The 24,473-nt window shown below is 52.9% G+C and carries 25 protein-coding genes and 1 other RNA gene; 12 read left to right on the top strand and 14 right to left on the bottom strand.

Going from position 1 to position 24,473, the window contains the following annotated elements; translation table 11 throughout:
• Positions 1-102: 102 nt before the first annotated feature.
• Genes dolP through R9X49_RS12430 form a run of 4 tightly spaced genes read right to left on the bottom strand, consistent with a single transcriptional unit; the run spans position 103 to position 3,690 of the window.
• A complete protein-coding gene (dolP, locus tag R9X49_RS12415; protein ID WP_319848702.1) occupies positions 103-675 on the bottom strand; it encodes a division/outer membrane stress-associated lipid-binding lipoprotein in 573 nt (190 codons plus the stop codon).
• A gap of 11 nt (positions 676-686) precedes the next feature.
• On the bottom strand, positions 687-1,277 hold the full coding sequence (gene diaA / locus R9X49_RS12420; RefSeq protein WP_012773024.1) for a DnaA initiator-associating protein DiaA: 591 nt from the start codon (positions 1,275-1,277) through the stop codon (positions 687-689).
• 41 nt (positions 1,278-1,318) lie between these two features.
• On the bottom strand, positions 1,319-1,675 hold the full coding sequence (locus tag R9X49_RS12425) for a YraN family protein (RefSeq protein WP_319849098.1): 357 nt from the start codon (positions 1,673-1,675) through the stop codon (positions 1,319-1,321).
• The gene (locus tag R9X49_RS12430) at positions 1,672-3,690 is read right to left on the bottom strand and encodes a penicillin-binding protein activator (RefSeq protein ID WP_319848703.1); all 2,019 of its coding nucleotides are present in this window, start codon (positions 3,688-3,690) and stop codon (positions 1,672-1,674) included. Before R9X49_RS12430 ends, R9X49_RS12425 begins: the two co-directional genes overlap by 4 nt.
• A gap of 61 nt (positions 3,691-3,751) precedes the next feature.
• On the opposite strand from R9X49_RS12430, the gene rsmI reads away from it, so the two are divergent.
• The 5 genes from rsmI to ygiD all read left to right on the top strand — a co-directional run bounded on the left by rsmI (position 3,752) and on the right by ygiD (position 7,066).
• A complete protein-coding gene (rsmI, locus tag R9X49_RS12435; RefSeq protein ID WP_319848704.1) occupies positions 3,752-4,639 on the top strand; it encodes a 16S rRNA (cytidine(1402)-2'-O)-methyltransferase in 888 nt (295 codons plus the stop codon).
• 25 nt (positions 4,640-4,664) lie between these two features.
• Positions 4,665-5,043, top strand: an RNA gene (rnpB, locus tag R9X49_RS12440) — RNase P RNA component class A.
• A gap of 527 nt (positions 5,044-5,570) precedes the next feature.
• Entirely contained in the window at positions 5,571-5,825 is a 255-nt protein-coding gene (locus R9X49_RS12445) for a type II toxin-antitoxin system Phd/YefM family antitoxin (protein WP_180778477.1), read from the top strand.
• Positions 5,815-6,102, top strand: a complete 288-nt coding sequence (locus R9X49_RS12450; protein ID WP_319848705.1) for a type II toxin-antitoxin system RelE/ParE family toxin — start codon at positions 5,815-5,817, stop codon at positions 6,100-6,102. Before R9X49_RS12445 ends, R9X49_RS12450 begins: the two co-directional genes overlap by 11 nt.
• Positions 6,103-6,280: 178 nt before the next feature.
• On the top strand, positions 6,281-7,066 hold the full coding sequence (ygiD, locus tag R9X49_RS12455; RefSeq protein WP_319848706.1) for a 4,5-DOPA dioxygenase extradiol: 786 nt from the start codon (positions 6,281-6,283) through the stop codon (positions 7,064-7,066).
• Positions 7,067-7,326: 260 nt separating this feature from the next.
• Here the strand turns inward: ygiD and R9X49_RS12460 are convergent, their stop codons facing one another.
• The 3 genes from R9X49_RS12460 to tolC all read right to left on the bottom strand — a co-directional run bounded on the left by R9X49_RS12460 (position 7,327) and on the right by tolC (position 10,836).
• A complete protein-coding gene (locus R9X49_RS12460) occupies positions 7,327-8,487 on the bottom strand; it encodes a glutathionylspermidine synthase family protein (protein WP_225086603.1) in 1,161 nt (386 codons plus the stop codon).
• Positions 8,488-8,498: 11 nt separating this feature from the next.
• Positions 8,499-9,173 carry a DUF1190 family protein gene (locus tag R9X49_RS12465; protein ID WP_129702548.1) on the bottom strand — a complete coding sequence of 225 codons (675 nt, stop codon included), beginning with the start codon at positions 9,171-9,173 and terminating at the stop codon, positions 8,499-8,501.
• A 268-nt stretch (positions 9,174-9,441) separates the two neighbouring features.
• A complete protein-coding gene (gene tolC, locus R9X49_RS12470; protein WP_319848709.1) occupies positions 9,442-10,836 on the bottom strand; it encodes an outer membrane channel protein TolC in 1,395 nt (464 codons plus the stop codon).
• 337 nt (positions 10,837-11,173) lie between these two features.
• Between tolC and nudF the strand changes: the two genes are divergently transcribed.
• The 7 genes from nudF to R9X49_RS12505 all read left to right on the top strand — a co-directional run bounded on the left by nudF (position 11,174) and on the right by R9X49_RS12505 (position 18,022).
• Entirely contained in the window at positions 11,174-11,806 is a 633-nt protein-coding gene (gene nudF / locus R9X49_RS12475) for an ADP-ribose diphosphatase (protein ID WP_319848710.1), read from the top strand.
• Between the two features lie 4 nt (positions 11,807-11,810).
• Positions 11,811-12,242 carry a DUF1249 family protein gene (locus tag R9X49_RS12480; RefSeq protein ID WP_010280219.1) on the top strand — a complete coding sequence of 144 codons (432 nt, stop codon included), beginning with the start codon at positions 11,811-11,813 and terminating at the stop codon, positions 12,240-12,242.
• Positions 12,243-12,349: 107 nt separating this feature from the next.
• Positions 12,350-13,177: a 3',5'-cyclic-AMP phosphodiesterase gene (cpdA, locus tag R9X49_RS12485; RefSeq protein ID WP_319848711.1), complete on the top strand. Its 828-nt coding sequence runs from the start codon at positions 12,350-12,352 to the stop codon at positions 13,175-13,177.
• The gene (gene yqiA / locus R9X49_RS12490; RefSeq protein WP_319848712.1) at positions 13,177-13,758 is read left to right on the top strand and encodes an esterase YqiA; all 582 of its coding nucleotides are present in this window, start codon (positions 13,177-13,179) and stop codon (positions 13,756-13,758) included. The genes cpdA and yqiA overlap by 1 nt, the downstream gene beginning before the upstream one ends.
• A 92-nt stretch (positions 13,759-13,850) precedes the next feature.
• Complete coding sequence (parE, locus tag R9X49_RS12495) at positions 13,851-15,746, top strand: DNA topoisomerase IV subunit B (protein ID WP_319848713.1); 1,896 nt, start codon at positions 13,851-13,853, stop codon at positions 15,744-15,746.
• 188 nt (positions 15,747-15,934) lie between these two features.
• Complete coding sequence (locus R9X49_RS12500) at positions 15,935-16,948, top strand: aldo/keto reductase (protein ID WP_319848714.1); 1,014 nt, start codon at positions 15,935-15,937, stop codon at positions 16,946-16,948.
• Positions 16,949-17,125: 177 nt separating this feature from the next.
• Positions 17,126-18,022, top strand: coding sequence for a LysR family transcriptional regulator (locus tag R9X49_RS12505; protein ID WP_319848715.1), 897 nt, complete (start codon positions 17,126-17,128; stop codon positions 18,020-18,022).
• A 40-nt stretch (positions 18,023-18,062) separates the two neighbouring features.
• On the opposite strand, the gene R9X49_RS12510 is transcribed toward R9X49_RS12505, so the two are convergent.
• The 7 genes from R9X49_RS12510 to R9X49_RS12540 all read right to left on the bottom strand — a co-directional run bounded on the left by R9X49_RS12510 (position 18,063) and on the right by R9X49_RS12540 (position 24,182).
• Positions 18,063-18,644 (bottom strand): NAD(P)H-dependent oxidoreductase, encoded by a 582-nt coding sequence (locus R9X49_RS12510; protein WP_319848716.1) that lies wholly within the window; start codon positions 18,642-18,644, stop codon positions 18,063-18,065.
• Positions 18,645-18,844: 200 nt separating this feature from the next.
• Positions 18,845-19,708: a ketose-bisphosphate aldolase gene (locus R9X49_RS12515; protein ID WP_319848717.1), complete on the bottom strand. Its 864-nt coding sequence runs from the start codon at positions 19,706-19,708 to the stop codon at positions 18,845-18,847.
• Between the two features lie 88 nt (positions 19,709-19,796).
• Positions 19,797-20,648, bottom strand: coding sequence for a class II fructose-bisphosphate aldolase (locus R9X49_RS12520; RefSeq protein ID WP_319848718.1), 852 nt, complete (start codon positions 20,646-20,648; stop codon positions 19,797-19,799).
• Positions 20,649-20,659: 11 nt separating this feature from the next.
• The gene (locus R9X49_RS12525; protein ID WP_319848719.1) at positions 20,660-21,751 is read right to left on the bottom strand and encodes a PTS fructose transporter subunit IIC; all 1,092 of its coding nucleotides are present in this window, start codon (positions 21,749-21,751) and stop codon (positions 20,660-20,662) included.
• A gap of 25 nt (positions 21,752-21,776) precedes the next feature.
• Positions 21,777-22,091 (bottom strand): PTS fructose transporter subunit IIB, encoded by a 315-nt coding sequence (locus tag R9X49_RS12530; RefSeq protein ID WP_319848720.1) that lies wholly within the window; start codon positions 22,089-22,091, stop codon positions 21,777-21,779.
• A 13-nt stretch (positions 22,092-22,104) separates the two neighbouring features.
• Positions 22,105-22,584, bottom strand: a complete 480-nt coding sequence (locus tag R9X49_RS12535; protein WP_039282757.1) for a PTS sugar transporter subunit IIA — start codon at positions 22,582-22,584, stop codon at positions 22,105-22,107.
• A gap of 47 nt (positions 22,585-22,631) precedes the next feature.
• Positions 22,632-24,182, bottom strand: coding sequence for a transcription antiterminator (locus tag R9X49_RS12540; protein ID WP_319848721.1), 1,551 nt, complete (start codon positions 24,180-24,182; stop codon positions 22,632-22,634).
• Positions 24,183-24,473: the final 291 nt, after the last annotated feature.

Here is a 24,473-nt window from a genome sequence, read left to right on the forward strand (position 1 = left end):
GGGCGACGGTACGCGCCTGTCTAATCGAGATAAAAAAACCGCTGATGTTGTCATCAGCGGTTTTTGTTTTTAAAAAGACAAACGAATTAAAGAGATAACGCGTTATTGCAGGTAGGTGAAGGCCGTTGTTACGTGCTTCACACCGCCAACTTTACTGGCGATTTCTGCGGCGGAGGTGCCTTCACGCTGTGTTACCAAGCCTAACAGGAAGACTTCGCTGTTTTCCGTTGTGACTTTTACGTTAGAGGATTTAACCGTGTCGCTTGCCAGAATCTGTGAGCGAACCTTGGTGGTGATCCAGGTGTCCATAGAGGCGGTTCCCATTGAGACTGGAGTGCCTTGACGTATTTCGTTGTAGACTTCGGCTGCACCTTCCACGCCGAGGGCGATTTGCTTAGCTCGATTTGCCATTTCTGTGTTCGGGGCTTGCCCTGTTAACAAGACTTTCCCCTGATAAGCCGTCGCAATAATACGGGCTTCTTTTTTCAACTGCTCGTCTTTGCTGATTGCATTCGTCACGCGGACTTCCAGTGTGCCATCGTCAACCTGCGTGCCAACGGTACGCGGGTCAGTGGCTGTTTTGGTCGCCACGGCACTGCCAACAGCAACAACCCCGACACAGCCTTGTAGCAGCAGGGCGATAGACAGCACGGCAAATGCAGAACTTATCCTCATGTAGTGCTCCTTCAATCGTTCTGGTGTGGAAAAAGTGTGTTATCAATCAAGTCGCACAGGCAATTTACTGTCAGCATGTGCATTTCCTGAATACGGGCGCTGCGGTGTGACGGGATGCGAATCTCCACATCCTGTGGCCCGAGCAGCCCAGCCAGTTCTCCGCCATCGTAGCCAGTCAGGGCGACAATCGTCATATCGCGAGTAACGGCAGACTCTACGGCTTTAACAATATCGCGGCTGTTGCCACGGGTTGAAATAGCCAGTAATACGTCGCCTGCCTGACCTAATGCTCTGACCTGTTTGGCATAGACCTCTTCATGCAAGCGGTCATTTGCTATCGCAGTTAAGACCACATTATCCGCATTAAGTGCGATAGCCGGTAAGCTAGGGCGTTCCGCCTCGAAGCGGTTAATCATGCTGGCGGCAAAATGTTGCGCATTGGCGGCCGATGTTCCGTTGCCACAGCACAGAATCTTGTTGCCGTTCAGCAGAGACTGCACCATCGCAATCGCGCCACGGGAAATGGCGTCTGGCAAGGCTTCTGCCGCTGCAATCTGCGTTTGAATACTCTCGGTAAAACAAACTTTTATTCTATCCAGCACGTTGAGTTAACCTACGTAAATTGAAGTCCATTAAAGATGAATTATCCCTGTGCGGCAAAGGCGTTCGGGAGCCAATCGAACCGATCGCCCGTAATTGCCAGCACGTCAAAACGGCAGTCTACCGTGTCAAAACTGGCGCCTCGCTGCGCCAACCACACGGCAGCGGCATGCAGCAATCGCTGCTGTTTGCGTCGGGTGACGCTGGCTGCCGCATCGCCAAAATGGGCGTTGCGCCGATAGCGCACTTCAACAAACACCCAGGTATGACGGTCACGCATAATTAAATCCAGCTCACCACCGCGTAGCGTAACATTTGCGGCGGTGAAGGTCAGACCCGCGCGTTCAAGATAACGGCGGGCCTGTTGTTCATAAACTGCGCCAGCGGCCCGCTGATTCAGAGAACTGGCACCAACTGGCCCTGACGATACTGCTGCCAGGTTAACTGCCGATTGATGGTGCAATCTGGCCCTGAACTTAACATCCCCGTTGCGCCGGGAATCTGGTGACCCGGAATCTGGCGCATTTCACCAAAGTGGCTGGCGAGCGTCCAGGCATCCATCCCCATGGCATACAGGCGGACTAACGAGTAATCGTTTTTAAACTGACTGCTGACCTGCTGCATCAGCGCCGGGTTTGCGCCTGCTAACAGCGGGATATCGCTGAACTGCAAACCTTCCATTTCGAGACGGAAGTCAGGGCCTAATCCAGCCTGGAAGCTACGTGAGCTGGCATAAAGCGCTGGACGTGCGCGTGAGGTTGTACGCATATCGATCATCGGCTTAATCAGCGCCAGCTCGTCTGGCGTTGCAATGATGTAGACCGCATCGATATTGCCACTAACGGATGAACTGACCGTCGGTTGAACCTGGGACGGAATGGTCAGGCCGCCGATGGTCGTGCCCGGCTGCGCCTGCTGTTGCGACACGCTAACCGGCTGGCCGCTCAGGCTTAAGCCTGCGCCGCTATTGATAGCCTGTTTTAACTCCGCGGTGTTGCCAAAGCGCTGTTGCAGAGGGCTGGTACCACTTTGCTGGTTCCAGGCCTGAGCAAATGCGTTGACGATACGGTCGCCCAGCGCACCGCGAGGGGCTAAGACCAGCGGCTGCTGTTTACCCTGCTGGTGGATGAATTTTGCCGCGTCTCTGGCTTCATCTTCCGGAGAGAGCGCGAAGTAGCAGATGTTAGGGCTATTTTCGACGTGTTCTGGCTGATTCAATGCCAAAATATTCAGCGGCGATTGGCTGTTCGCCAACTGATCCACTTCATTTTTCAGCAGCGGACCGATGACCAGCGATGCGCCATCTTGCTGTGCCTGTGTGAGAATATTCGCCAGCGGCTGTGAAGAGGTGTCATACACTTTGACCGGGAGTGAGCTGGACAGCCCGGCGCTCGTTGCCTGTGCTTCCGGTGCGGGGGCCGGAGAGGTGACTGCCTGATCGCTGTATGGCGCGGGCGATTGGGCATTCTGACCGTCGGATGATGGGGCTACCTGTCCGTCCTGCGCGGCGTCCGCTGAAGGTGCAGCAGGCGCAGATACGGGCGCGGTGGCTATCTGACCGTTCTTGGCTGCGTTAAAGCCTTGCTGAATGGCATTAGCGAAAACCTGCGCCTGACCGTTAAGTGGTAACAGCAACGCGATGCTGTTCACCGATGACTGCTGGTAGTTGAGTACCTGATTCAACTGTGTAGGCAGCGTTTTCGCCGCAGGGTGATGAGGGTAGCGCGTTTGCCAGTCTTGAATCGCACTCTTTAACTGATCGGGAGAAGTCCGGTTGTCCTGATAGTTATTGAGCAGATCGACCCAGCCTTGCAGCACATTTTCATTCGCATTAATCAACAGCGAGCTGGACTCCTGCGGTGACATTTGCGTCAACATCAGCCAGGTCTGATCGAGATTGATCTGATGTTCGTCGCCTTTCAGCAGCGGTTCTTGAGCGATATAGGCCCGCAGCAGTTCAATGGAAGGACGCCCTTGTGCTGTTTTGATCTGTGCCTGGTAATAGCGCTGTTTCTGCTGATCGGAAAGCGCGCCCACATCAAGCTGGCTCAGTGCTGCCTTGGCCGCATCCATATTGTTTTGGGCGACGGACAGCTCCGCGCTGAGTAGCTGCTGTTCTTGTTTTTGCGCCGCGCTCAATTTTTCTGGCAGTGCATTGAACTGCTGGCTTGCCTGAGGGGCTTTCCCTTCCTGTAATAGGGAACGAATAGCAAGTAATTGCCAGTCAGCCTTGTTATTATCGCTACTTTGCTGCATCTGTTGCAGATAATAATCGGATGATGCGTCGGCTTTGCCCTGAACCTCGGGTGGTGGGCTCTGCGGGGCGTGACTTGGACAGCCTGCGAGAAACAGTGCCGCTAACAAAACAGGGATAACACGCCCTGCCTGGGTACGGACGAAATGAAAGGGAAGCATACTGTATCCAGTGATTTTTTTTAAAGATGCTCAATATTAAATCGGCAACCCGGATGAAACAATGAATCAAGACCAACAAGCAGACATTTCTGCATCTACCCTCTACATTGTCCCCACGCCAATCGGGAATCTGGGCGACATCACGCAGCGTGCGCTGGCGGTATTGGCGAGCGTTGATCTGATCGCCGCAGAGGATACCCGCCATACCGGTCTGCTGTTACAACATTTTGCGATTAATGCGCGACTGTTCGCATTACACGATCACAACGAACAACAAAAAGCGGATGTGTTACTGGCTAAATTGCAGTCAGGGCAAAGCATCGCGCTGGTTTCAGATGCGGGTACGCCGCTGATTAACGACCCCGGTTACCATTTGGTTCGGCGCTGCCGTGAAGCTGGCGTTCGCGTGGTGCCGCTGCCGGGCGCATGCGCGGCGATAACGGCGCTCTCCGCGTCCGGTTTGGCGTCTGACCGCTTTTGCTATGAAGGTTTTCTGCCTGCCAAGACCAAGGCGCGTAAAGATACGCTACGCGATCTGGGGGAAGAACCCCGTACGCTAATTTTCTACGAATCCACACATCGCCTTTTGGACAGCCTACAAGATATCAGCGAAGTGCTGGGGGCCGAGCGCTATGTCGTATTGGCGCGTGAAATCACCAAAACCTGGGAGTCGATTCACGGCGCGCCTGTGGGCGAACTGCTGGCCTGGGTGAAAGAAGATGAGAATCGGCGCAAAGGGGAAATGGTGCTGATTGTGGAAGGGCACCAGGCTGATGACAGCGCGCTGTCGGCGGAAGCGCTGCGCACGCTGACGCTATTACGCGCCGAGCTGCCGTTGAAGAAAGCGGCGGCGCTGGCGGCGGAGATTCACGGCGTGAAGAAAAATGCGCTTTACCGCTATGGGCTGGAGCAAGAAGGCGATAGCGGTGAATCGGGGGATGACAAGTAGGGCAATTTGCCCTATCATCCGCGCCGGAGTTGACCAGACAGTCGCCGCTTCACTGCCGTCCCTTTCGGGGGAGACAGGTGGAGGGGAGGAAAGTCCGGGCTCCATAGGGCAGGGTGCCAGGTAACGCCTGGGAGGCGTAAGCCTACGACTAGTGCAACAGAGAGCAAACCGCCGATGGCCCACGCAAGTGGGATCAGGTAAGGGTGAAAGGGTGCGGTAAGAGCGCACCGCGCGACTGGCAACAGTTCGTGGCACGGTAAACTCCACCCGGAGCAAGGCCAAATAGGGGTTCACATGGTACGGCCCGTACTGAACCCGGGTAGGCTGCTTGAGCCAGTGAGTGATTGCTGGCCTAGATGAATGACTGTCCACGACAGAACCCGGCTTAACGGTCAACTCCCTTCATCATAAAACCCCGCTTCGGCGGGGTTTTGCTTTATGGGGCAGGCAAGATGAATGACTGTCCACGACGCTTTTTATGAAAGAACGCGGCTTAACGGTCAACGCTTTTCATTATGAAACCTCGCTTCGGCGGGGTTTTGCTTTATGGGGCAGGCAAGATGAATGACTGTCCACGACGCTTTTTATGAAAGAACGCGGCTTAACGGTCAACGCCTTTCATTATGAAACCTCGCTTCGGCGGGGTTTTGCTTTATGGGGCAGGCAAGATGGATGACTGTCCACGACGCTTTTTATGAAAGAACGCGGCTTAACGGTCAACGCCCTTCATTATGAAACCTCGCTTCGGCGGGGTTTTGCTTTATGGGGGCAGGCAAGATGAATGATTGTCCACGACGCTTTTTATGAAAGAACGCGGCTTAACGGTGAATATGAAACGATACTTAGGAAATGCTGTATTGAGTGCTTTTAGAAGTGCTATTATTAGCGTGTTTAAGTTGTCTTCGACTAACCGAATTGAGTGACCGAAATTATGGCTTTCAACATCCTAACTAACACAGCGGCCAGCATCACTGAACTGAAACGTGACCCAATGGGGACAGTACGGGCTGCTGAAGGTGAGACTATCGCTATACTGAACCGGAATGAGCCTGCGTTCTATTGTGTGCCTCCTGCCATGTTCGCTTATTTAATGGAATTGGCTGAAGATGCAGAACTGGGGCGTACCGTTGATGATCGGATGTCAGAGTTAGCTGACGCGGAAGAGATTTCGCTCGATGACCTATAAGTTAAAATTTGTGCCTTCTGCAATGAAGGAATGGAAAAAGTTAGGGCATCCTGTCCGGGAGCAGTTCAAGAAAAAGCTGGTCGAGCGCTTGGAAAATCCTCGCGTTCCTTCAGCACAGCTTCATGGCCGTAAAGACCAGTATAAAATTAAACTGAAGTCCGCTGGCTACAGGCTGGTGTATTTGGTCCAAGATGAGACCATTACGGTGATGGTTATGGGAGGGGGAAAGCGCGAAGGTAGCCAGATTTATTCTGATACTAAAGGTCGCTCTGCTTAATCTGGTCTTTTGCGAGTTATCTATTCCTCGTCGGCGGTTTTTCTTGCCGTGTAATACCTTTCAAATTAATTGATGTTCTTCATCACATAACTCTGACTTTTTCTGTGTCATAAAGCGCGTAAAGTAAGGCCATCGCGTGCGGTTGCACGCTCGCTGACATCTTTCAGAGGATATGACTATGAACAACACTTCCCGGATGCCTGCATTGTTCCTCGGCCACGGTAGCCCGATGAACGTGTTGGAAAACAATGTGTATACGCAGGCGTGGCAAACGCTGGGTGAGACGCTGCCGCGTCCGAAGGCGATTATTGCCGTTTCCGCGCACTGGTATACCCGGGGAACCGCCGTAACGGCGATGGAAAACCCACGTACCATCCATGATTTTGGTGGCTTCCCGCAGGCGCTGTTTGATACCCAGTATCCGGCACCCGGTTCGCCTGAATTGGCGGCGAGAATCCAGCAGGTGCTAGCACCGTATCCCGTGACCGCCGATCAGAACCAATGGGGTTTGGATCACGGCTCTTGGGGCGTACTGATCAAGATGTATCCCGATGCGGATATTCCCGTTGTCCAACTGAGCGTGGACGGCACGCAGCCTGCCGCGTATCACTACGAATTAGGGCGCAAGCTGGCGGCACTGCGTGATGAAGGCTTCATGATTGTAGCCAGCGGTAACGTTGTGCATAACCTGCGGATGGTGAAATGGGATGGCGATGCGGAGCCGTATCCGTGGGCAATCTCATTCAATCAATTTGTGCGTGATAACCTGACTTATCAGGGCGACGATCATCCGCTGGTTAATTTCATGCAGCATGAAGGTGCCGCCTTATCTAACCCGACGCCCGATCACTATTTCCCGCTGCTCTATGTGCTGGGAAGCTGGGACGGTAAAGAGGCGATCGGCATTCCGGTCGACGGGCTCGAAATGGGCTCACTGAGTATGCTGTCGGTGCAGGTGGGATAATCCGCGTTTTGCAGAAGAAATGAGTAAGGCACGGTTCTCACCGTGCCTTATATACTCGTCATACTTCAAGCTGCATGTATGTTGGCTGCGCTTAAATACTCGGCCCGTCGTGGGCCTCGCCCTAAAGGGCCGCTGCTGGCAGCGTTCAAATCTGCTCCCGGCAGATTTGTCACCCGAATCACTTACCTGAGTAAGCTCATCGGGATGTCTTCTCTTGCCGCCGCCATGCAACTCGAATTATTTAGAGTATATTTTGATGCTTAATCCAGAATGGTGTGCGGATAGAAACGCGAGAGATCCTGGGTGATCAGGGCGCGATCTTCACGTACGCCGATACCGCAAGGTTGATCGTTTACCAGCCAGCTACCAATCAGCGTGTAGCTATCGCCAAATTTCGGCAAAGGGTGATATTGCTGGACGATCATGCCTTCTTCGCCGTAAGGGCCATCGGCTGACGCAATCTCTTTCCCATTTTCGATAATTTGGATGTTTGCCCCTTCGCGTGAAAACAGCGGCTTGGTGACGTAGCTATCCAACTGGGGATGTTCATCTTCTGCGAAATAGGCAGGAAGCAGGTTGGGATGATTTGGGAACATTTCCCACAGCATCGGCAGCAGCGCTTTGTTGGAGATGATGCTTTTCCAGGCAGGTTCCAGCCAGCGCACGCCGGCATCTTCCAGTTTGGTGGAAAACATCTCGCGCAGCATGAATTCCCACGGATACAGCTTGAACAGATTACCAATTACCTGATTTTCAGGATCGGTAAACTGGCCTTTCTCACCGAGGCCAATTTCCTCAATGTACAGAAACTCGCTCGGTAGGCCCGCTTCCAGCGCGCAATCCTGAAGGTATTGCACCGTGCCGCGATCTTCTTCCGTATCCTGACAGCAGGCAAAGTGCAGCAGGCCGAAGCCGTGATTCAGTTTTAACTCTTCGAAGCGCTCGATTAGCTTTTCCTGAATGCTGTTGTACTGGTCAGAATTCTGCGGCAGATTCCCAGCGTTGATTTGATCTTCCAGCCAGAGCCATTGGAAAAAGGCGGCTTCGTACAGCGACGTTGGCGTATCCGCATTATTTTCCAGCAGCTTGGCTGGAGATTTGCCGTCATACGCCAGATCGAGGCGTGAATACAGCGAGGGCTGATTGGTACGCCATGAGTGTCTGACGAATTCCCAGGTGTGTTTGGGAATACGAAACTTGGCGAGCAGCGCGTCGCTATTGATGACTTTTTCCACCACTTGCAGGCACATCTGGTGCAGTTCTGCCGTGGTTTCTTCCAGTTCTTCGATCTGAGCAAGGGTGAACTGGTAGTAAGCCTCTTCGCTCCAGTAGGGCTCGCCGTACATGGTGTGGAAACGAAAACCAAACTCGGTCGCTTTTTCCTGCCAGTCAGGACGCGCTGTAATATCTATCCGCTTCATTCAATGCGTCCTCAGCCGCCCATGCTACGGGAAGAGCTGGAACTTGAGCTGGCGCTGCTGCGCTGCATGCTGTTTTGTTTCGCGACGGTTTCACCAAAGCCACCACGCGTGATGGTCGAGGTCGTTGCAGGCTTCGGTGCCAGTGCGGTTTTTGGCACGGTCATCGTACGGCCTGTTGTCGCGTTGCCGTAGTTTTTACCGGCAGCATCAACGAACTGACCATTGGCCGGGCTAGCTGGCGTTTTTGGACTGAACAATGGCTGCTGTGCGAAACCAGCACCGCCACCCATCATGCGACCCATCATGTAACCGGCCATCAATGGCATCCAGGACATACCGCCGCCTTGCTGAGATTCTGCTGCCATACCGGCCTGTGCTGGGGCGGGTGTTTGGGTACACTGCGCTTCGCCGAATTCCGCTACGCAATCTTCTTTCGTTGCGTATTTTGGTGCCGTTTTTTCCGCTTCTTTTAACGCATTATTGTACGCGGTGGTGCATTGGGCAGCCATAGACGGGTTAGCTGACGAACAATCATCTGCATTCTGATAGAGAGAGACGGTTTCGTCGGTTTGTTCACAGCCCGCGAGGAAAAATACGGCGCTGACGGCCAAAGCAACAGGTGCCAGACGGTGCGTTCGCCATTCCTTGCGGAACATTTCCTGATTAATATTTTTTGTACGTTTCATCGTGTTTATCCCAGAGCAAAGCATCATGGCCAATAACCAATAAGTGTGCCTAAGAATAGGGGAAGGCTGCCTGAATTTAAAGCGGCAATAGGTGTAACGGAAGGTGTCTTTACGTTGCTATACATTCTGTTGTGCAACGTTTCGCTTTATGGTGAGAGAAGACGGCTCCTGCCTTCTGGTACCGCTGCGTTATTCTGTTGGAAAGGCGTGGGGATGAAAAAAGGGGAACCGAAGTTCCCCGTCTGTATCGGTAAAAGCGGCTAGCCGATTAACGCTGTGCCGAGGCGGTGGTTACCAGCGGAGCGCTGTTGTCCGTTGCGGTTGGCGTGGTGGAAACCGGCTGACCCAGTGACGCATTCAGCGCCTGCAGGTCGGTTTCACTCAGCGTGCCCTGCGCGGATTTAATGTTTAACTGGTTGATCAGGTAATCATAACGAGCGCTGGAGAGCTGCTGTTTGGCGTTATACAGCGTGGTGGTAGCATTCAGTACGTCAACGATGGTGCGCGTGCCTACCTGATAACCCGCTTCCATTGCATCCAGAGAGCTTTGTGCAGACACTTCAGCCTGTTTGTAAGCGTTGATGCTGCTGATGGACGCAGAAATATTGTTAAACGATGAACGTACGGTCTGGATAACAGAACGGTGTGCGCTTTCCAGCAGTTCGCTGGCGCTGACATAGCTGTGCTGCGCTTGTTTCACCTGAGAGTTAGTCGCGCCACCGCTGTAAAGCGGCAGAGTGAAGTTGATTCCCACTTTATGCTGCCCAGCGTCTGAATCGTTAAACGAATTGCTGTTATTCGTCCGTGAACCGGAATAGCGAGTATCACTTACGCCCGTTGATGCGGTGAGATCCAAGGTCGGCATGTAGCCTGTTTCGGCGGAGCGAATCTGCTCACGCGCCAAATCCTGGCTCAAACGTGCGGATAAGAGGTTCAGGTTGCGGTTTTCGGCTTCTTTCAGCAGGTTGCTAACGGTTTCAGGTTTCTGGGTAGAGAAACGCTCGATGTTCAGACCTGCCAGCTGTGGGTAGAAGTTGCCGGTAATCTGACGCAGTGATTCCAGCGCGTTATCCAGCGTATTACGCGCCAACACTTCATTGGCCAGCACGCTGTCATATTGTGAACGGGCGTTCTGGACGTCGGTAATCGCGACCAGACCGACGTTGAAGCGCTGTGTCGTCTGATCCAACTGGCGATAAATCGCCTGCTTCTGCGCATTGGTGTAGGACAGCGAATCAATCGCACGCAGGACGTTGAAATAGGCGGTTGCCGTGTTCAGCATCAGGTTTTGTTGGGCTGTCTGATAGGTGACGTCTTCAATACCCGCTTGTTTTTCCTGCAACGTCAGCGCACGCCATTTGGACATGTCGAACAAGGTCTGAGTCAATTGCAGTGAAGCGCCTTTGACATTGCTGTCGACGCCTTTGCTGTCACGGTAGCCTTTGTTATAGGTATAGTCAGCCCCTAAACCTAACTGTGGCAGTAATGGGCTGCGCGCTTGATTAATCTTTTCAAACGCGGCGTCGCGGGTCGCCGCAGAGCTGCGTAAATCAGGGTTGGTGCTTTTTGCCTGTTGGTAGACCTGTAACAGGTTTTCCGCCTGACTCATGGCGCTAAAACCGCCCAGGCTCAGACCAATCAGAAGAGGGAGCAATTTCTTCATTTGCATTCCTTGTTGTGCAGCAATCTCGCTATGGTAGCGCTGTCTGTAGACGAATAATTGTCGATTCTATCAGAATCTGCCAATAGGATAAGGTAGCTGAACGTGCCATCTTTCAGCGGAATATGTCCAAATGGTCAGGTAAATTGACCCCTTGGATGATTCAGTGCGACGTTTTGCTGTTCAGTAAGGTACCGAAAAGTGATGCGATGGATGGGAATTCCCTTCACTTCGCCGACGTCACGCCTAATAAACGTTCAAAAACAATGATGAGTATAATGACAGCGGATTCCGCCATACAATACCGGATTCCATTAATACTTGTTACAGGAGTACAGCCATGGCGTCTTCCGTATCCGGTCCGGTTACTTTCACCAAAGATGATGTAGAAATTATTGCACGCGAAACGCTGTACGACGGTTTTTTTTCGCTGGAGCGCTATCGCTTTCGCCATCGCCTGTTTAATGGCGGCATGAGCGGTGAAGTCAGCCGTGAGATCCTGGAGCGCGGCCATGCCGTAGTGCTGTTGCCTTACGATCCGGTGCGTGATGAAGTGGTATTAATAGAACAGATTCGCATTGCCGCCTATGACACCAGCGCGTCTCCCTGGCTGTTTGAGTTGGTGGCTGGCATGATTGAACCAGGAGAAAGCCACGAAGAAGTGGCGCGGCGCGAAGCACAGGAAGAAGCCGGATTAAGGGTTGGCCGGTGCCGACCGATAATCAACTATCTCGCCAGCCCCGGTGGCACCAGTGAACGTCTGGCGGTGATGGTAGGTGAAGTGGATACTAGAACGGCGAAAGGCATTCACGGCCTCGCGGACGAGAATGAGGATATTCGTGTACATGTTGTGAGTCGTGAACAAAGTTATCAATGGGTTGAAGAAGGCATCGTTGATAACGCTGCGTCTGTCATTGCCTTGCAATGGTTGGCGTTGCACCATGAAGAACTGAAACGCGCGTGGGTGGATTGAATTTATGAAACGTTATACTCCGGATTTCCCGGCCATGATGAGGCTATGTGAAACCAACTTCATGCAATTACGGCGTTTACTGCCAAAAATTGATGAAGTCGGTGAAATCGCGGTTTATCACGTCAATAATGCGGTCTATCAACTGACGATTCTTGAGTCTACCCGCTATACCTCATTGGTCGAAATCAAGCAGACAGCGCCCACTGTCAGCTATTGGAGCCTGCCAATGATGAGCGTTAGGCTGTATCATGATGCACTGGTTGCGGAAGTGTGTGCCAGCCAGCAGATCTTTCGCTTCAAAGCACGTTATGATTATCCTAATAAGAAGTTACATCAACGTGACGAAAAGCATCAAATTAATCAGTTTCTTGCTGATTGGCTAAAGTATTGTTTGGCGTATGGTTCGATGTCGATACCGGTTTTCGATACCCAATAGATTTCAAAGCGCAGGACGGCGACAGTCGGGCCATCAAGGGAAGCTAGCGTATTCTGCAATTTGAGAGATGACGGGTAGAGACAGATTTACGTAACCAAGGACACCATTTGGAAAGCCTGTTGACACTGCCTGTGGCGAGTGGCGCCAGAGTCAGGATTTTACAAATAACGGATACCCACCTTTTTGCGGGCGAGCATGAAACCTTGCTGGGTATCAACACCTATCGTAGCTATCACGCTGTGCTGAATGCCATCAAGGCTCGGCAGGATGCGTTTGATTTAATCGTGGCGACGGGCGATTTGGCGCAGGATCACACGCTGGAGGCCTATCACCATTTCTCGCGCGGCATTGCGCAGATCCCTGCACCTTGCGTATGGCTTCCGGGCAACCATGATTTTCAACCGGCGATGGTTGATGCGTTGGCTGAGGCCGGTATTGCGCCATCCAAGCATGTGCTGCTGGGTGACAAGTGGCAGATTATTCTGTTGGATAGTCAGGTATTTGGCGTCCCACATGGCGAGCTGAGTGAATACCAGCTTGAGTGGTTGGAACGCAGCCTGAAAAGTCAGCCTGACCGCTTTACGCTGTTACTGCTACACCATCATCCGCATCCTTCCGGCTGTACCTGGCTCGATCAGCACAGCTTGCGTAATGCACATAGCCTGTCTGCGGTGCTGGATCGCTATCCGCAGGTGAACACCGTGCTGTGTGGGCATATTCATCAGGAGATGGATTTTGACTGGCATGGCCGTCGTTTGCTGGCTACACCGTCGACCTGCGTGCAGTTTAAACCGCATTGTACTAACTTCACGATTGATGACGTAGCGCCGGGTTGGCGCTATCTGGATCTGCTGCCGGATGGTCGCCTGGAAACCGAGGTCTATCGTCTGTCGGGCAGCGAATTCCTGCCTGACATGGATTCGGACGGTTACTAATGCCCACGCTTCTTTATCTGCACGGCTTCAACAGTACGCCACAGTCGGCGAAAGCGACGGCGCTGAAAGCGTGGCTGGCGGAGCAGCATCCTGAAATTGACATGGTGATTCCACAGCTTCCGCCTTATCCGGCGGAGGCTGCCGAAATGATGGAATCGTTGATTATGGAGCGAGCGGGCCGCCCGGTAGGTATTGTTGGTTCTTCCCTCGGTGGTTATTATGCCACCTGGTTATCCCAGTGTTTTATGCTGCCTGCCGTAGTGGTGAATCCTGCGGTGAGGCCGTTTGAGCTATTGCTTGACCATCTGGGCGAATACCAGAACCCCTACACCGGTGAACAATATGTGCTAGAGTCTCGGCACGTTTACGATCTGAAGGTCATGCAGGTTGACCGACTGGAATCGCCGGATTTGCTCTGGCTGCTATTGCAGACGGGGGATGAGGTTCTGGATTATCGTCAGGCAGTCGCGTATTACACGGCCTGCCGTCAAACTGTGGAGTCAGGGGGCAATCATGCCTTTGTCGGATTTGAGCACTTTTTCACGCCGATTGTGAATTTCTTAGGGCTCACGACAGACTGAATCGCCACCTATGCATTATGGATTGAAAAACGACTCGCGAAGGTGCGGTTCGTTAAACCCCATTCACTGAACTCAAAGAATTAACGCAAACTATGGCTCAATCAAGTTATAACGCTGATGCGATTGAAGTACTCAGCGGACTGGAACCGGTGCGCCGTCGTCCGGGAATGTACACCGATACCACGCGTCCTAACCATCTGGGGCAAGAGGTCATAGACAACAGCGTTGATGAAGCGCTGGCGGGTCATGCGCGCCGTATTGATGTGATTCTGCACGCCGATCAGTCGCTGGAAGTGATTGACGACGGCCGTGGGATGCCGGTGGATATTCACCCAGAAGAGGGTGTGCCTGCCGTTGAGCTGATTTTGTGCCGTCTGCACGCAGGCGGTAAATTTTCCGGTAAAAACTACCAGTTCTCGGGCGGCTTGCACGGCGTAGGGATTTCTGTGGTTAACGCCCTGTCTACCCGTGTTGAAGTCACCGTTAAGCGCGACGGTCAGGTGTATGACATCGCGTTTGCAAACGGCGATAAAGTGCAGGATCTCACCGTCACTGGCACCTGTGGGCGTCGTAACACCGGGACGCGCGTGCATTTCTGGCCGGATGAGAAGTTCTTTGACAGTGCCCGCTTTTCCGTTTCCCGTTTGACGCACCTGCTGAAGGCCAAAGCGGTCTTATGCCCCGGTGTGGAAATCATCTTTAAAGACAAAGTTAACAACACCGAGCAGCGCTGGTGCTATCAGGATGGCCTGAATGACTACCTGTGCGAGTCGGTGAATGGCCTGATCACGCTGCCGGAAAAGCCGTTTCTGGGGTCGATTACTGGCGAGACCGAAGCAGTAGACTGGGCGCTACTCTGGCTACCGGAAGGCGGTGAACTGCTGACGGAAAGCTACGTTAACCTGATTCCGACGCCAATGGGCGGGACACATGTTAACGGCCTGCGTCAGGGGCTACTGGATGCAATGCGTGAATTCTGTGAGTTCCGCAATATTCTGCCGCGCGGCGTGAAGCTGAGCGCAGACGATATCTGGGAACGCTGTGCTTACGTGCTGTCGGTCAAAATGCAGGAACCGCAGTTTGCCGGGCAGACCAAAGAACGCCTCTCTTCTCGCCAGTGCGCCGCGTTTGTGTCCGGCGTCGTGAAAGACGCGTTCAGCCTGTGGCTGAACCAGAACGTGCAGGCGGCGGAGCAGTTGGCCGAGCTGGCGATTTCCAGCGCGCAGCGCCGTATGCGTGCTGCCAAGAAAGTGGTGCGTAAAAAGCTGACCAGTGGGCCGGCGCTGCCGGGTAAACTGGCCGATTGTACCTCGCAGGATCTCAGCCGAACCGAGCTGTTTCTGGTGGAAGGGGATTCAGCGGGCGGCTCGGCGAAGCAGGCGCGCGAGCGTGAATTCCAGGCGATCATGCCGCTGAAAGGTAAGATCCTGAATACCTGGGAAGTGTCCTCCGATGAAGTACTGGCTTCGCAGGAAGTGCATGATATTTCGGTGGCGATCGGCATCGATCCTGACAGCGACGATCTCAGCCAACTGCGTTACGGTAAGATCTGTATTCTGGCGGATGCGGATTCCGATGGTCTGCACATCGCGACGCTGCTGTGTGCGCTGTTTGTTCGTCATTTCCGGGCGTTGGTTCAGGGTGGGCACGTTTATGTCGCGATGCCGCCGTTGTACCGCATCGATCTGGGCAAAGAGGTTTACTACGCGCTCGACGAAGAGGAAAAAGCGGGCGTGTTAGAGCAGCTTAAGCGCAAGAAAGGCAAGCCGAACGTTCAGCGTTTTAAAGGATTGGGCGAAATGAACCCGCTACAGCTGCGCGAAACCACGTTGGATCCGAATACGCGCCGTCTGGTGCAGTTGACCATCAAAGAAGACGACATCGATCAGACGATGGCGATGATGGATATGCTGCTGGCGAAGAAACGCTCGGAAGATCGCCGCAACTGGCTGCAAGAGAAGGGCGACAAGGCGGAGATCGAAGTCTAACCGTTACACGATTCACCGTACGCTCAGAAGCGGTTCGTTAACCCGTATTATTGCCTGTTTTCGAGATGTTCACTCGAACTGCGGAAACAGGCACATTCCTCTGCTTTATCCTGATTCCGCCAGTAACCTGATCACCCAGCAACGGAGAAGCGCTGCCTCAATCAGCGTATTCAACACAGGGAGAAACCATGCAATACACCACACTCGGCAACAGCGACCTCACCGTTTCCCGCATATGTATGGGCTGTATGGGGTTCGGTGACGCATCCACAGGGCAACACAGCTGGACGCTCGGAGAAGCGGAGAGCCGCGATATCATCCGTTATGGCCTGGAAAATGGCATCAACTTTTATGACACCGCCATCGCCTATCAACTCGGTTCCAGTGAACGCTATGTCGGCAAGGCCCTGCGCGATCTGGCGAAACGCGATGATGTGGTGGTTGCCACCAAATTCCTGCCGCGCACCGGACAACAGATCTCAGACGGGATCAGCGGTCAGCAAGCTATTGCGCAGTCGCTCGACAAAAGCCTGCAAAATCTTGGTATGGATTATGTCGATCTCTACATCTGTCATATCTGGGATTACAACACGCCGATCCTGGATGTGCTCGATGCGCTGCATCGTGCGGTGAAAGCGGGCAAAGTGCGCGCCATTGGCATTTCCAACTGCCACGCGTGGCAACTGGCAAAGGCTAATGCGATAGCGGAACGCGAAAACCTGACGCCATTCGTCTCAGTGCAAAGCCATTACAACTTGATTATGCGCGAAGATGAGCGCGAGCTATTCGGTTTATGCGCTGAAGACAATATCGCGCTGACGCCTTACAGCGCGTTGGCAAGCGGGCGCCTGTCGCGTTTGGAGGGAGTAGAGTCCCTGCGTTTAAAGGAGGATGCCTACGCCAAAGGGAAATACGATACAACGGCGGAGCAGGATCGAATCATCATCGACCGCGTGGCTGAACTGGCCGCCCGACGCCACGTCTCAATGACCGAAATTTCACTGGCGTGGCTGCTCACCAAGGTTACCGCCCCCGTGGTCGGAGCAACGAAGAAACAGCATATCGACGGCGCGGTGAAAGCGGTGAGTTTAACGCTTAGCGACGATGAAATTTACTATCTGGAAGAATGCTACCAGCCACATAGACTGGTCGGTGTCATGGCGCAGAATACCCCGCAGACGCAGGCCAAAAAGCAGGCGTAAAAGCGTTGATATGTCATTGCCGAAAACATTTTTCGGCGCTTTCATCCCTGCCGGGGCGAATAAGTCGCTTCGGCAGAGCGGTGTTTGACGTGGCAGCCATTTACAGGTGACTGCGGTATGATGCGAGTACACGATAACGCTTGGTAAATACCGAATCGACGGCAGGTGTACGCGCGTATGAAAGTCACGCTTGAGGAACTTCAGGCTTTTGTGGTGGTGATCGACACCGGCTCGATCACGGCGGCAGCGGAACAGCTGGGGCAAACCACGTCGGGCATCAGCCGGGCGCTGCGGCGTCTGGAGGACAAGCTGGGCACGACCTTGCTGCACCGTACCACGCGACGCCTCTCCCTTTCCGAAGAAGGCATGATGTTTCTTGAGCACGCCCGCGGTGTGATTCACGCGGTGGAACATGCCGAAGAGCAGGTGGTGCTGCGCCACGAGCAACCGAGTGGACGGCTACGGGTCAACTCGGCCTCGGCGTTTATTCAGCATGTGATTGTGCCTCTGGTACCGGAATTTCGCCGCCGTTATCCCAAGATCGTTCTTGAACTCAATACCGATGATTTCGTTATTGATTTACTTGAACAGCATACTGATATCGCGATTCGCATTGGCACGCTAAAAGATTCCACCATTCATGCCCGACCGCTCGGTGCAAGCAAGCTGCGTATTGTCGCCAGCCCTGAGTATCTCCAGCAGCATGGTACCCCCAAGACGGTTGAGTCCTTGGCCGATCATATTTGCCTGGGGTTTACTCAGGTGGAGTCGCTGAACCACTGGCCATTACAGCACGGACTTCAGGATTTCTATCCCATCACGCCTGCGCTGCTGGCATCAAACGGTGAGATATTGCGTCAGCTGGCGCTACGGGGCGAAGGGATTGTTCGTATGTCTAACTTCCTGATTCGGGATGATTTAGCGGCGGGGCGGCTGGTGCCGATTCTCACCGAAGAGACGGTGGACGCCAGCCTACCGGTTTACGCGGTGTATTACCGCAATAGCCAATTAGCGGCGCGCATTACCTGTTTTCTGGATTTCATGAGTGAGAAGCTGACGGAAAATCCGCTGTGAGACGTGGCCCACAGCGGTGGATAGGCGCGTAGAACGTCGATTAGGCAAAGTGTTTGTCCAGATGCTGACGGTAGTTTGCAAGATAAGCAGGGACGTCCGGTGCCTTTATCACATCGTTGCAGATGAAGGTCGGCAAGGGGGATAGCCCGATGAACTGGTTCGCTTTATGGAATGGCAGATACACGCCGTCCACGCCGACACCGTGGAAGAACTGTTCAGGGTCGTCGAAGGCCTCCAGCGGCGCATTCCACGTCAGAGACAGCATGTATTTACGACCTTGTAGCAACCCACCAGAACCGTATTTCTTGCTGGCATCCGAGCGGCTGCGGCCATCGCTGGCGTAAAGCGAGCCGTGGCCGGCGGTGAACACCTCATCGATGTATTTCTTCAGGATCCACGGCGTATCCATCCACCATCCCGGCATCTGGTAAATGATGGTATCCGCCCACAGGTAGTTCTGAATTTCCTGTTCAATATCATAGCCGTTGTCTACGACCGTCATGCGGACGTCGTGACCTTTGTCGCGCAGGAAACTGGCGGCGACCTCGGTAAGGGTATGGTTCAGCTCGCCTTTGGAGTGAGCGAATGATTTGCCTGCATCAATCAGCAAAATGTTTTGCATAGGTCTGTTCTCGAATCGGTTATCAACGAAGAGGTTGGGCGTAGTCTAGAGGAGAGAACCGTGTAGAAAAATGTGCGCTAGCGCATAACACTGTTGATTGAATATCAACAATCAGAAGCAGGATGGGGCGCGATTGAAAGAATCTAATGGGGAAAAGGCAAGAGAATCCTCCCTTGCCTTGTTCAGAGCGTGCGGCGTCTCTATCGATATAAATGGGCTTTTCCCGTTGAGCCGAAGAGCGCCATTTTATAGCGAATCACCTCTTTTGCCGCGTTGATGGGTTCCGGGTAGATGGCATTAGGATCCCACCAGGTTTCACGACTGAGGATTTCCCGCGCTTTCTGGAAATAGGCGAATTTCATGTCGCTGGAGATATTGATTTTGCCCACGCCCAGCGTCACCGCTTCGGCAATTTCGGCGTCCGGGTTGGCTGAACCGCCGTGCAGGACGAGTGGGATCGACACCCGTTGTGAGATATCCCGCAGGATATGCATTTGCAGCTCTGGCTTCAGGTCTTTGGGATAGATGCCGTGCGCGGTGCCGATGGCGACGGCTAACGTATCAACGCCGGTCCGGTTGACGAAATCTTCCGCCTGCTCGGGGTCGGTGTAGATCACTTTGCTCACGCCACCTTCTATCGTGGTGCCAGTATCACCAATCGTACCTAATTCCCCCTCCACGGAAACGCCAACGGCATGCGCCAGCTTCACCACTTCGGTGGTGAGCGCCACATTCTCTTCATAAGGCAGCAGCGAGCCGTCGATCATCACGGAGGTAAACCCGCACTGAATAGCGCGCAGAACGTGTGCGATCGACGCGCCATGATCGAGGTGGATGACAAACGGTACGGGGCTGCGCAGCGTTCTTTCTCGCACATAGGCGAAGAACTCATCGGTAACGAATTCCAGCTCGCTCGGGTGGATAGAGATAATGGCCGGGGTATTCGTCGCTTCGGCTTCTTCCACTACGGCGCGGATAAAGCAGCTATCGGCCACGTTAAATGCGCCGATAGCGAAACGGTGTTCACGCGTGGGTTTCAGGATGTTAGTCATTGAGATCAACATGTTATGTCTCTCCTGTGTCGGATAAAGGGCAAAGCGTTCCTATACCAGTGGAAAACCACTGATGGCGAAAGCGGGTAAAGGCGAACGGTCAGGCTTTGTTGGCTGAACCTGACCAACCGAGATAATCGGCGACTACGTCGCGGCAGGCGGACTCCGTTGCTGCCAGTAAGTCGGACAGCTCCGCCGTTGGGTGCTGATGCAGCATCTGCTGCAATGCCGTTTTTCCTGCCTCAAAAACGGCCGCACCGACGTTGATTTTGGCGACGCCGTGGCGGCTGACACGGCGAATGTCGTCGACCTTGGTGCCGCTGCCGCCGTGCAGCGCTAGCGGCACGGTCGATTCTCGGTGCAGGGCTTCAAGACGTTCAAAATCAATCCGTGGCGTCACCCCTGGCGGATAAATGCCGTGGGCGGTGCCGACCGACACGGCAAGCAGGTCGATACCGGTTTGGTGAATAAAGGGAACGACGTCTTCCACCTGCGTCATTTTCACCGCGGCATCCTCTTGGTCGTAGACGGGCGCGTCGGCGATATGACCAAGCTCGCCTTCCACACAGACGCCCGCCGTCGCGGCGATGGTCACCACCTGCTGCGTGCGCAGGATGTTTTCCGCCAGTGGATGACTGGAGGCATCGATCATCAGCCCGGTAAAACCGGCACGGAACGCCTGCCCAATCAGGCTGAATGCCGTACCGTGATCCAGACTGAGCGCCACCGGAACGGCGGCCTGCTCGGCCAGCGCCTTGACCAGCGGCACCGCGAGATGCGGCGGAAAGTGCGCGCAGTGACCCTGATACACATTAAGAATCAGCGGCGCACGCTGTTGCTCGGCGGCGGCAATGGCCGCACGGGCAGTCTCCAGATTGAAGCAGTTGATGGCGAGCACGGCATACTGTCGTTGATACGCGTCATCAATGAGGGCTTTCATTGCGGCATACATAGCGGCTCCTGTTACTCAAGGGTGAATTTAATGTCTTCGTCACGCACGCTACCGTCGTCAACGTCGTCGAACTCTTCATCTGCCTGCGTGACGCGCTTTTTAATCAGCGACAGCATCACGCCGCAGATGACCGTGCCGATACCGAGCGCCAGACAGAACATCAGCGGCTTGGTAAACAGCGGGACGACAAACATGCCGCCGTGTGGCACGGGTGCCTCCACGCCCCAGACCATGATGAGCCCGCCCGCAATGGCGGAGGCGACGACGCAGCTAGCGACGACTCTGAACAGGTCACGTGCGGCAATCGGGATCACCCCTTCGGTAATCATGCAGATCCCCATCGGGAAGGCGGCTTTCAGCGCCTCTTTTTCTGCACGGGTGTATTTGTAGCGGGTCAGCAGGAAGGAAAGCGTGATACCGAAAGGCGGAATCATTGAGCCGACAAATTTGACGGCTTCCGGCCCGTAGATACCATCGACCAGCATGCCATCTGCGAAGAGCGACATCGTCTTGTTCACCGGCCCGCCGAAATCGAAGGTCGCCATCGCCCCCAAAATCGCCCCCATCAGGAATTTCGAACCGCCCTGCATGGATTCCAGCAGATGAATCAGCGCTTTTTGCAGCCAGACAATAGGCTGACCGATAAACGTCATCATCAGCAGCCCTGCGATAATGGTGCTGAGCAGCGGCAGGATCATGACGGGCATCAGCCCCTGCATCGACGTGGGCAGTTTGATGTAGCGACGCAGCAGCAGCACGGTGTAGCCGACTAAGAAGCCGCCGAGAATACCGCCGATGAATCCGGTTTGAATCTGACCACAGATAAAGCCTACGATCAGACCGGGAGCGAAGCCGGGGCGGTCAGCAATAGAGTAAGCGATGGCGGCGCTGATGAGCGGAACAATCAGCCCCATGCCCCAGCCGCCGATCTGGTTGAGCATCCACGCAATGCTGCCGGTTTGCTTACCGACATCCGGGCCGCCGATAACCTGACCGAGTGCAATACAGATCCCGGCGGCGACAATGAGCGGGATCATCCAGGAAATACCGGTAAGAAGATGCCGCTTTATTTCCTGTCCAACGGTGATTTTTCTGGTGTTCATAATAATTACCCCGAAATGGAGATATTCAGGCACCCGCTAAAGAACTAGCGACTTTTTCCAGAAATTTAATCGGAGATTTAATAACAACCTCCGTTTTTACCCGAACGATCGGTTTACCTTTAAATCGCTCTTCGCCTTTTATTTTGATATCGATGGCCAGAATAACGACATCGGCTGCGGCTATCTCATCGGGCGTTAATTCATTTTCAGTACCAATGGTGCCCTGAGTTTCTACTTTGATGGCGTAATTTAAGGCGTTAGCACCTTTAATGAGTTTCTCGCGTGCGATATAGGTATGCGCAATGCCTGCCGTGCAGGCGGCAACACAAACAATATTCATTTTGAGCCTCGTCTTATGTCGGAGTGACGGGAGCTGTTTCTGCATACTGACTAAACAGCCGAATAATTTTATGGGGATCGGATTCGTCCAACAGTTGAGCAATCACCTCATCGTCGGCCAGTGCACTGGCAACCTGAGACAGCAGGCGAATATGTGTCGTGTTCTGATCTTCCAGACGCACGGCAAAAAGAATAATGCAGCGAACCTGGCTACCGTCCAGCGTCTCCCAGGGAATATCCTGACGGGTACGGCCAATCGCGAGCGTGGTCTGTTTTACGGCGGAGGATTTTCCGTGGGGGATCGCAATATGGTTTTCAAAACCGGTCGATCCTTCTGCTTCACGTAGCCAGACGTCATGAATAAAATCCTGTTTATTGGTAATAGCGCCATCGGCATACAGCAAATCAGTTAATTCATTAATGGCTTCATCTTTATTGGTTGCGGACATAGTTAGCTTTACGCGATTAGCATTCAGTATTTTATTGATATCCATTTATCACACCTCATCTATAAATGTTAAAAGTAACGTTCGGCCAATAATCAATGGGGGACGGCCTGATGCAGTTGATTAGCGATAACTTTTTCGGTAACACGCTTAATGTCATCGTCATTAAAAAAGGCGGAAACATAGACGACAGGAATGTGTTGTTCTTCCAGGTGAATCGTGGAAATAATCAGCTCAATCTCTTCCTGCTGACAAAATATCTGCATATTGCTGGCTGAGACCACGCCAACAATAATCCAGTCGGGAAACGCGCGCAGAATACGGTTTTTTAGCAGATGCGAGGTTCCCACACCGCTGGAGCACACCACCAATATACGTTTATGGGCAATTTGGCGTTCCAGCGCGGCTTGAAAATGAATGGTCAGATAGCCGATTTCATCCTCAGCGACCGGTTTTAATTGAAACTGCTGGCATACTTCACTCATTGCCTGCTGAGTCATTTCATAAATATCGATAAATTCGCTTTTGATATCGTCTAATAACGGGTTGCGAATGTGTATTTGGTATTTTAAGCGGTTAAGCAATGGCTTGATATGAATCAGCAGCCCTTCATGCAATAATTTATCTGTGGACAGGTCGATATTGATTAACGCAGAAAATATCTGCGTCAATGCGCGCGTGATTCTTCGTGACTCACCGTTAGAGAATTGATAACGCAGCAGTTGGTTATTTTCCCGCTCCTCCATCACAATGCCCGAAGAAATAATATATTGATAAATGAACCAGACCTCATCAGAGGGCAGCGTGCTCTCGACCCGCTGTTCTATTTGGCTCACCATATTTTGAGCGATGGAGAAGATACGATTATCAACCTGCTGATGAACGGATTCTTCCGCCATCATTAACGCTTTTCCCTGCGCAATACGGTGCATCATAATTAAGGTATGTGTGAAAATGTTGATGTAATAAGGCTCGCCGAGCGGATAAGAAAGCTGCCGCTCCATGCTCTGTAACAGCGCTTCGACGAAGGACACGTCTTCTTCACCGAAATAGTTAATCAGCGCTTTATAGCTACCGGGATCGAGACGAGAATGGCTAAGCGGGCCGGGTTCTTTATGGTGCATCACGTCATTAATGAGCGAGGCCATCGCCTGGCGTACCTGATTCTCACTGCCTTCGATGTGCGTACCGCTCTGGCTGCGCACCAGCGACAGCCCCAGCGGATGTAGCCAGCTTTCGATGATTTTCAGGTCGTTAACGATAGAGGCGCTGCTGATAAAATAGCGCTCTGACAGCTTGCTGATGGACGTTTCATGAGGCGTATCGCTTAACAGCTGCGAGGCGATTTTGACGCGGCGGGCATTGTTGATCAGCGCATCGGTATCCCCGTCGTCCACGACAATTTGCTGTTCCAGCAACGCGAGGTGTCGGTCGTCATCGGTGGTTAACATGATTCCCGCACCGACCTTTTTGTCTGGATAAATATTCCAGACAGAAAGGAAGGCCTCAACAAATTGCATATCACGATAGACGGTTTTTTCAGACACATCGAGGTAATGTGCAATATCTTTAACCGTTACATATCCCTGGTGTTGTAACAGATATTTCAATAAACGGTTCTGGCGTGAGGTGAGTGGCTGCATCATATTACCCTCATTTGTCTTTAGATTTTCTGATGCTTATCGAATTGATAATTTTTTCTAAATAATTTCCTGTTTTATTTTCTCTGTCGGTTTATTTAAATAGCGTGCTGTAGTAATGAATCTAGTCGCGATAGCCGAGAGGGACAATACTAAATGCTGTCCGCTGAATAGGACAAAATTAAAACATGGCGCTGACTGAATATTAATTGAGATCGCGATCACGTTATAGCATGAGTTAAGTCAGACATTCTTATCGATATATTCATTCTTTAATACTGAGAAATAACGATATTG

It is taken from the genome of Pectobacterium carotovorum, from assembly GCF_033898505.1.
Classification (GTDB): Bacteria; Pseudomonadota; Gammaproteobacteria; order Enterobacterales; family Enterobacteriaceae; genus Pectobacterium; species Pectobacterium carotovorum_J.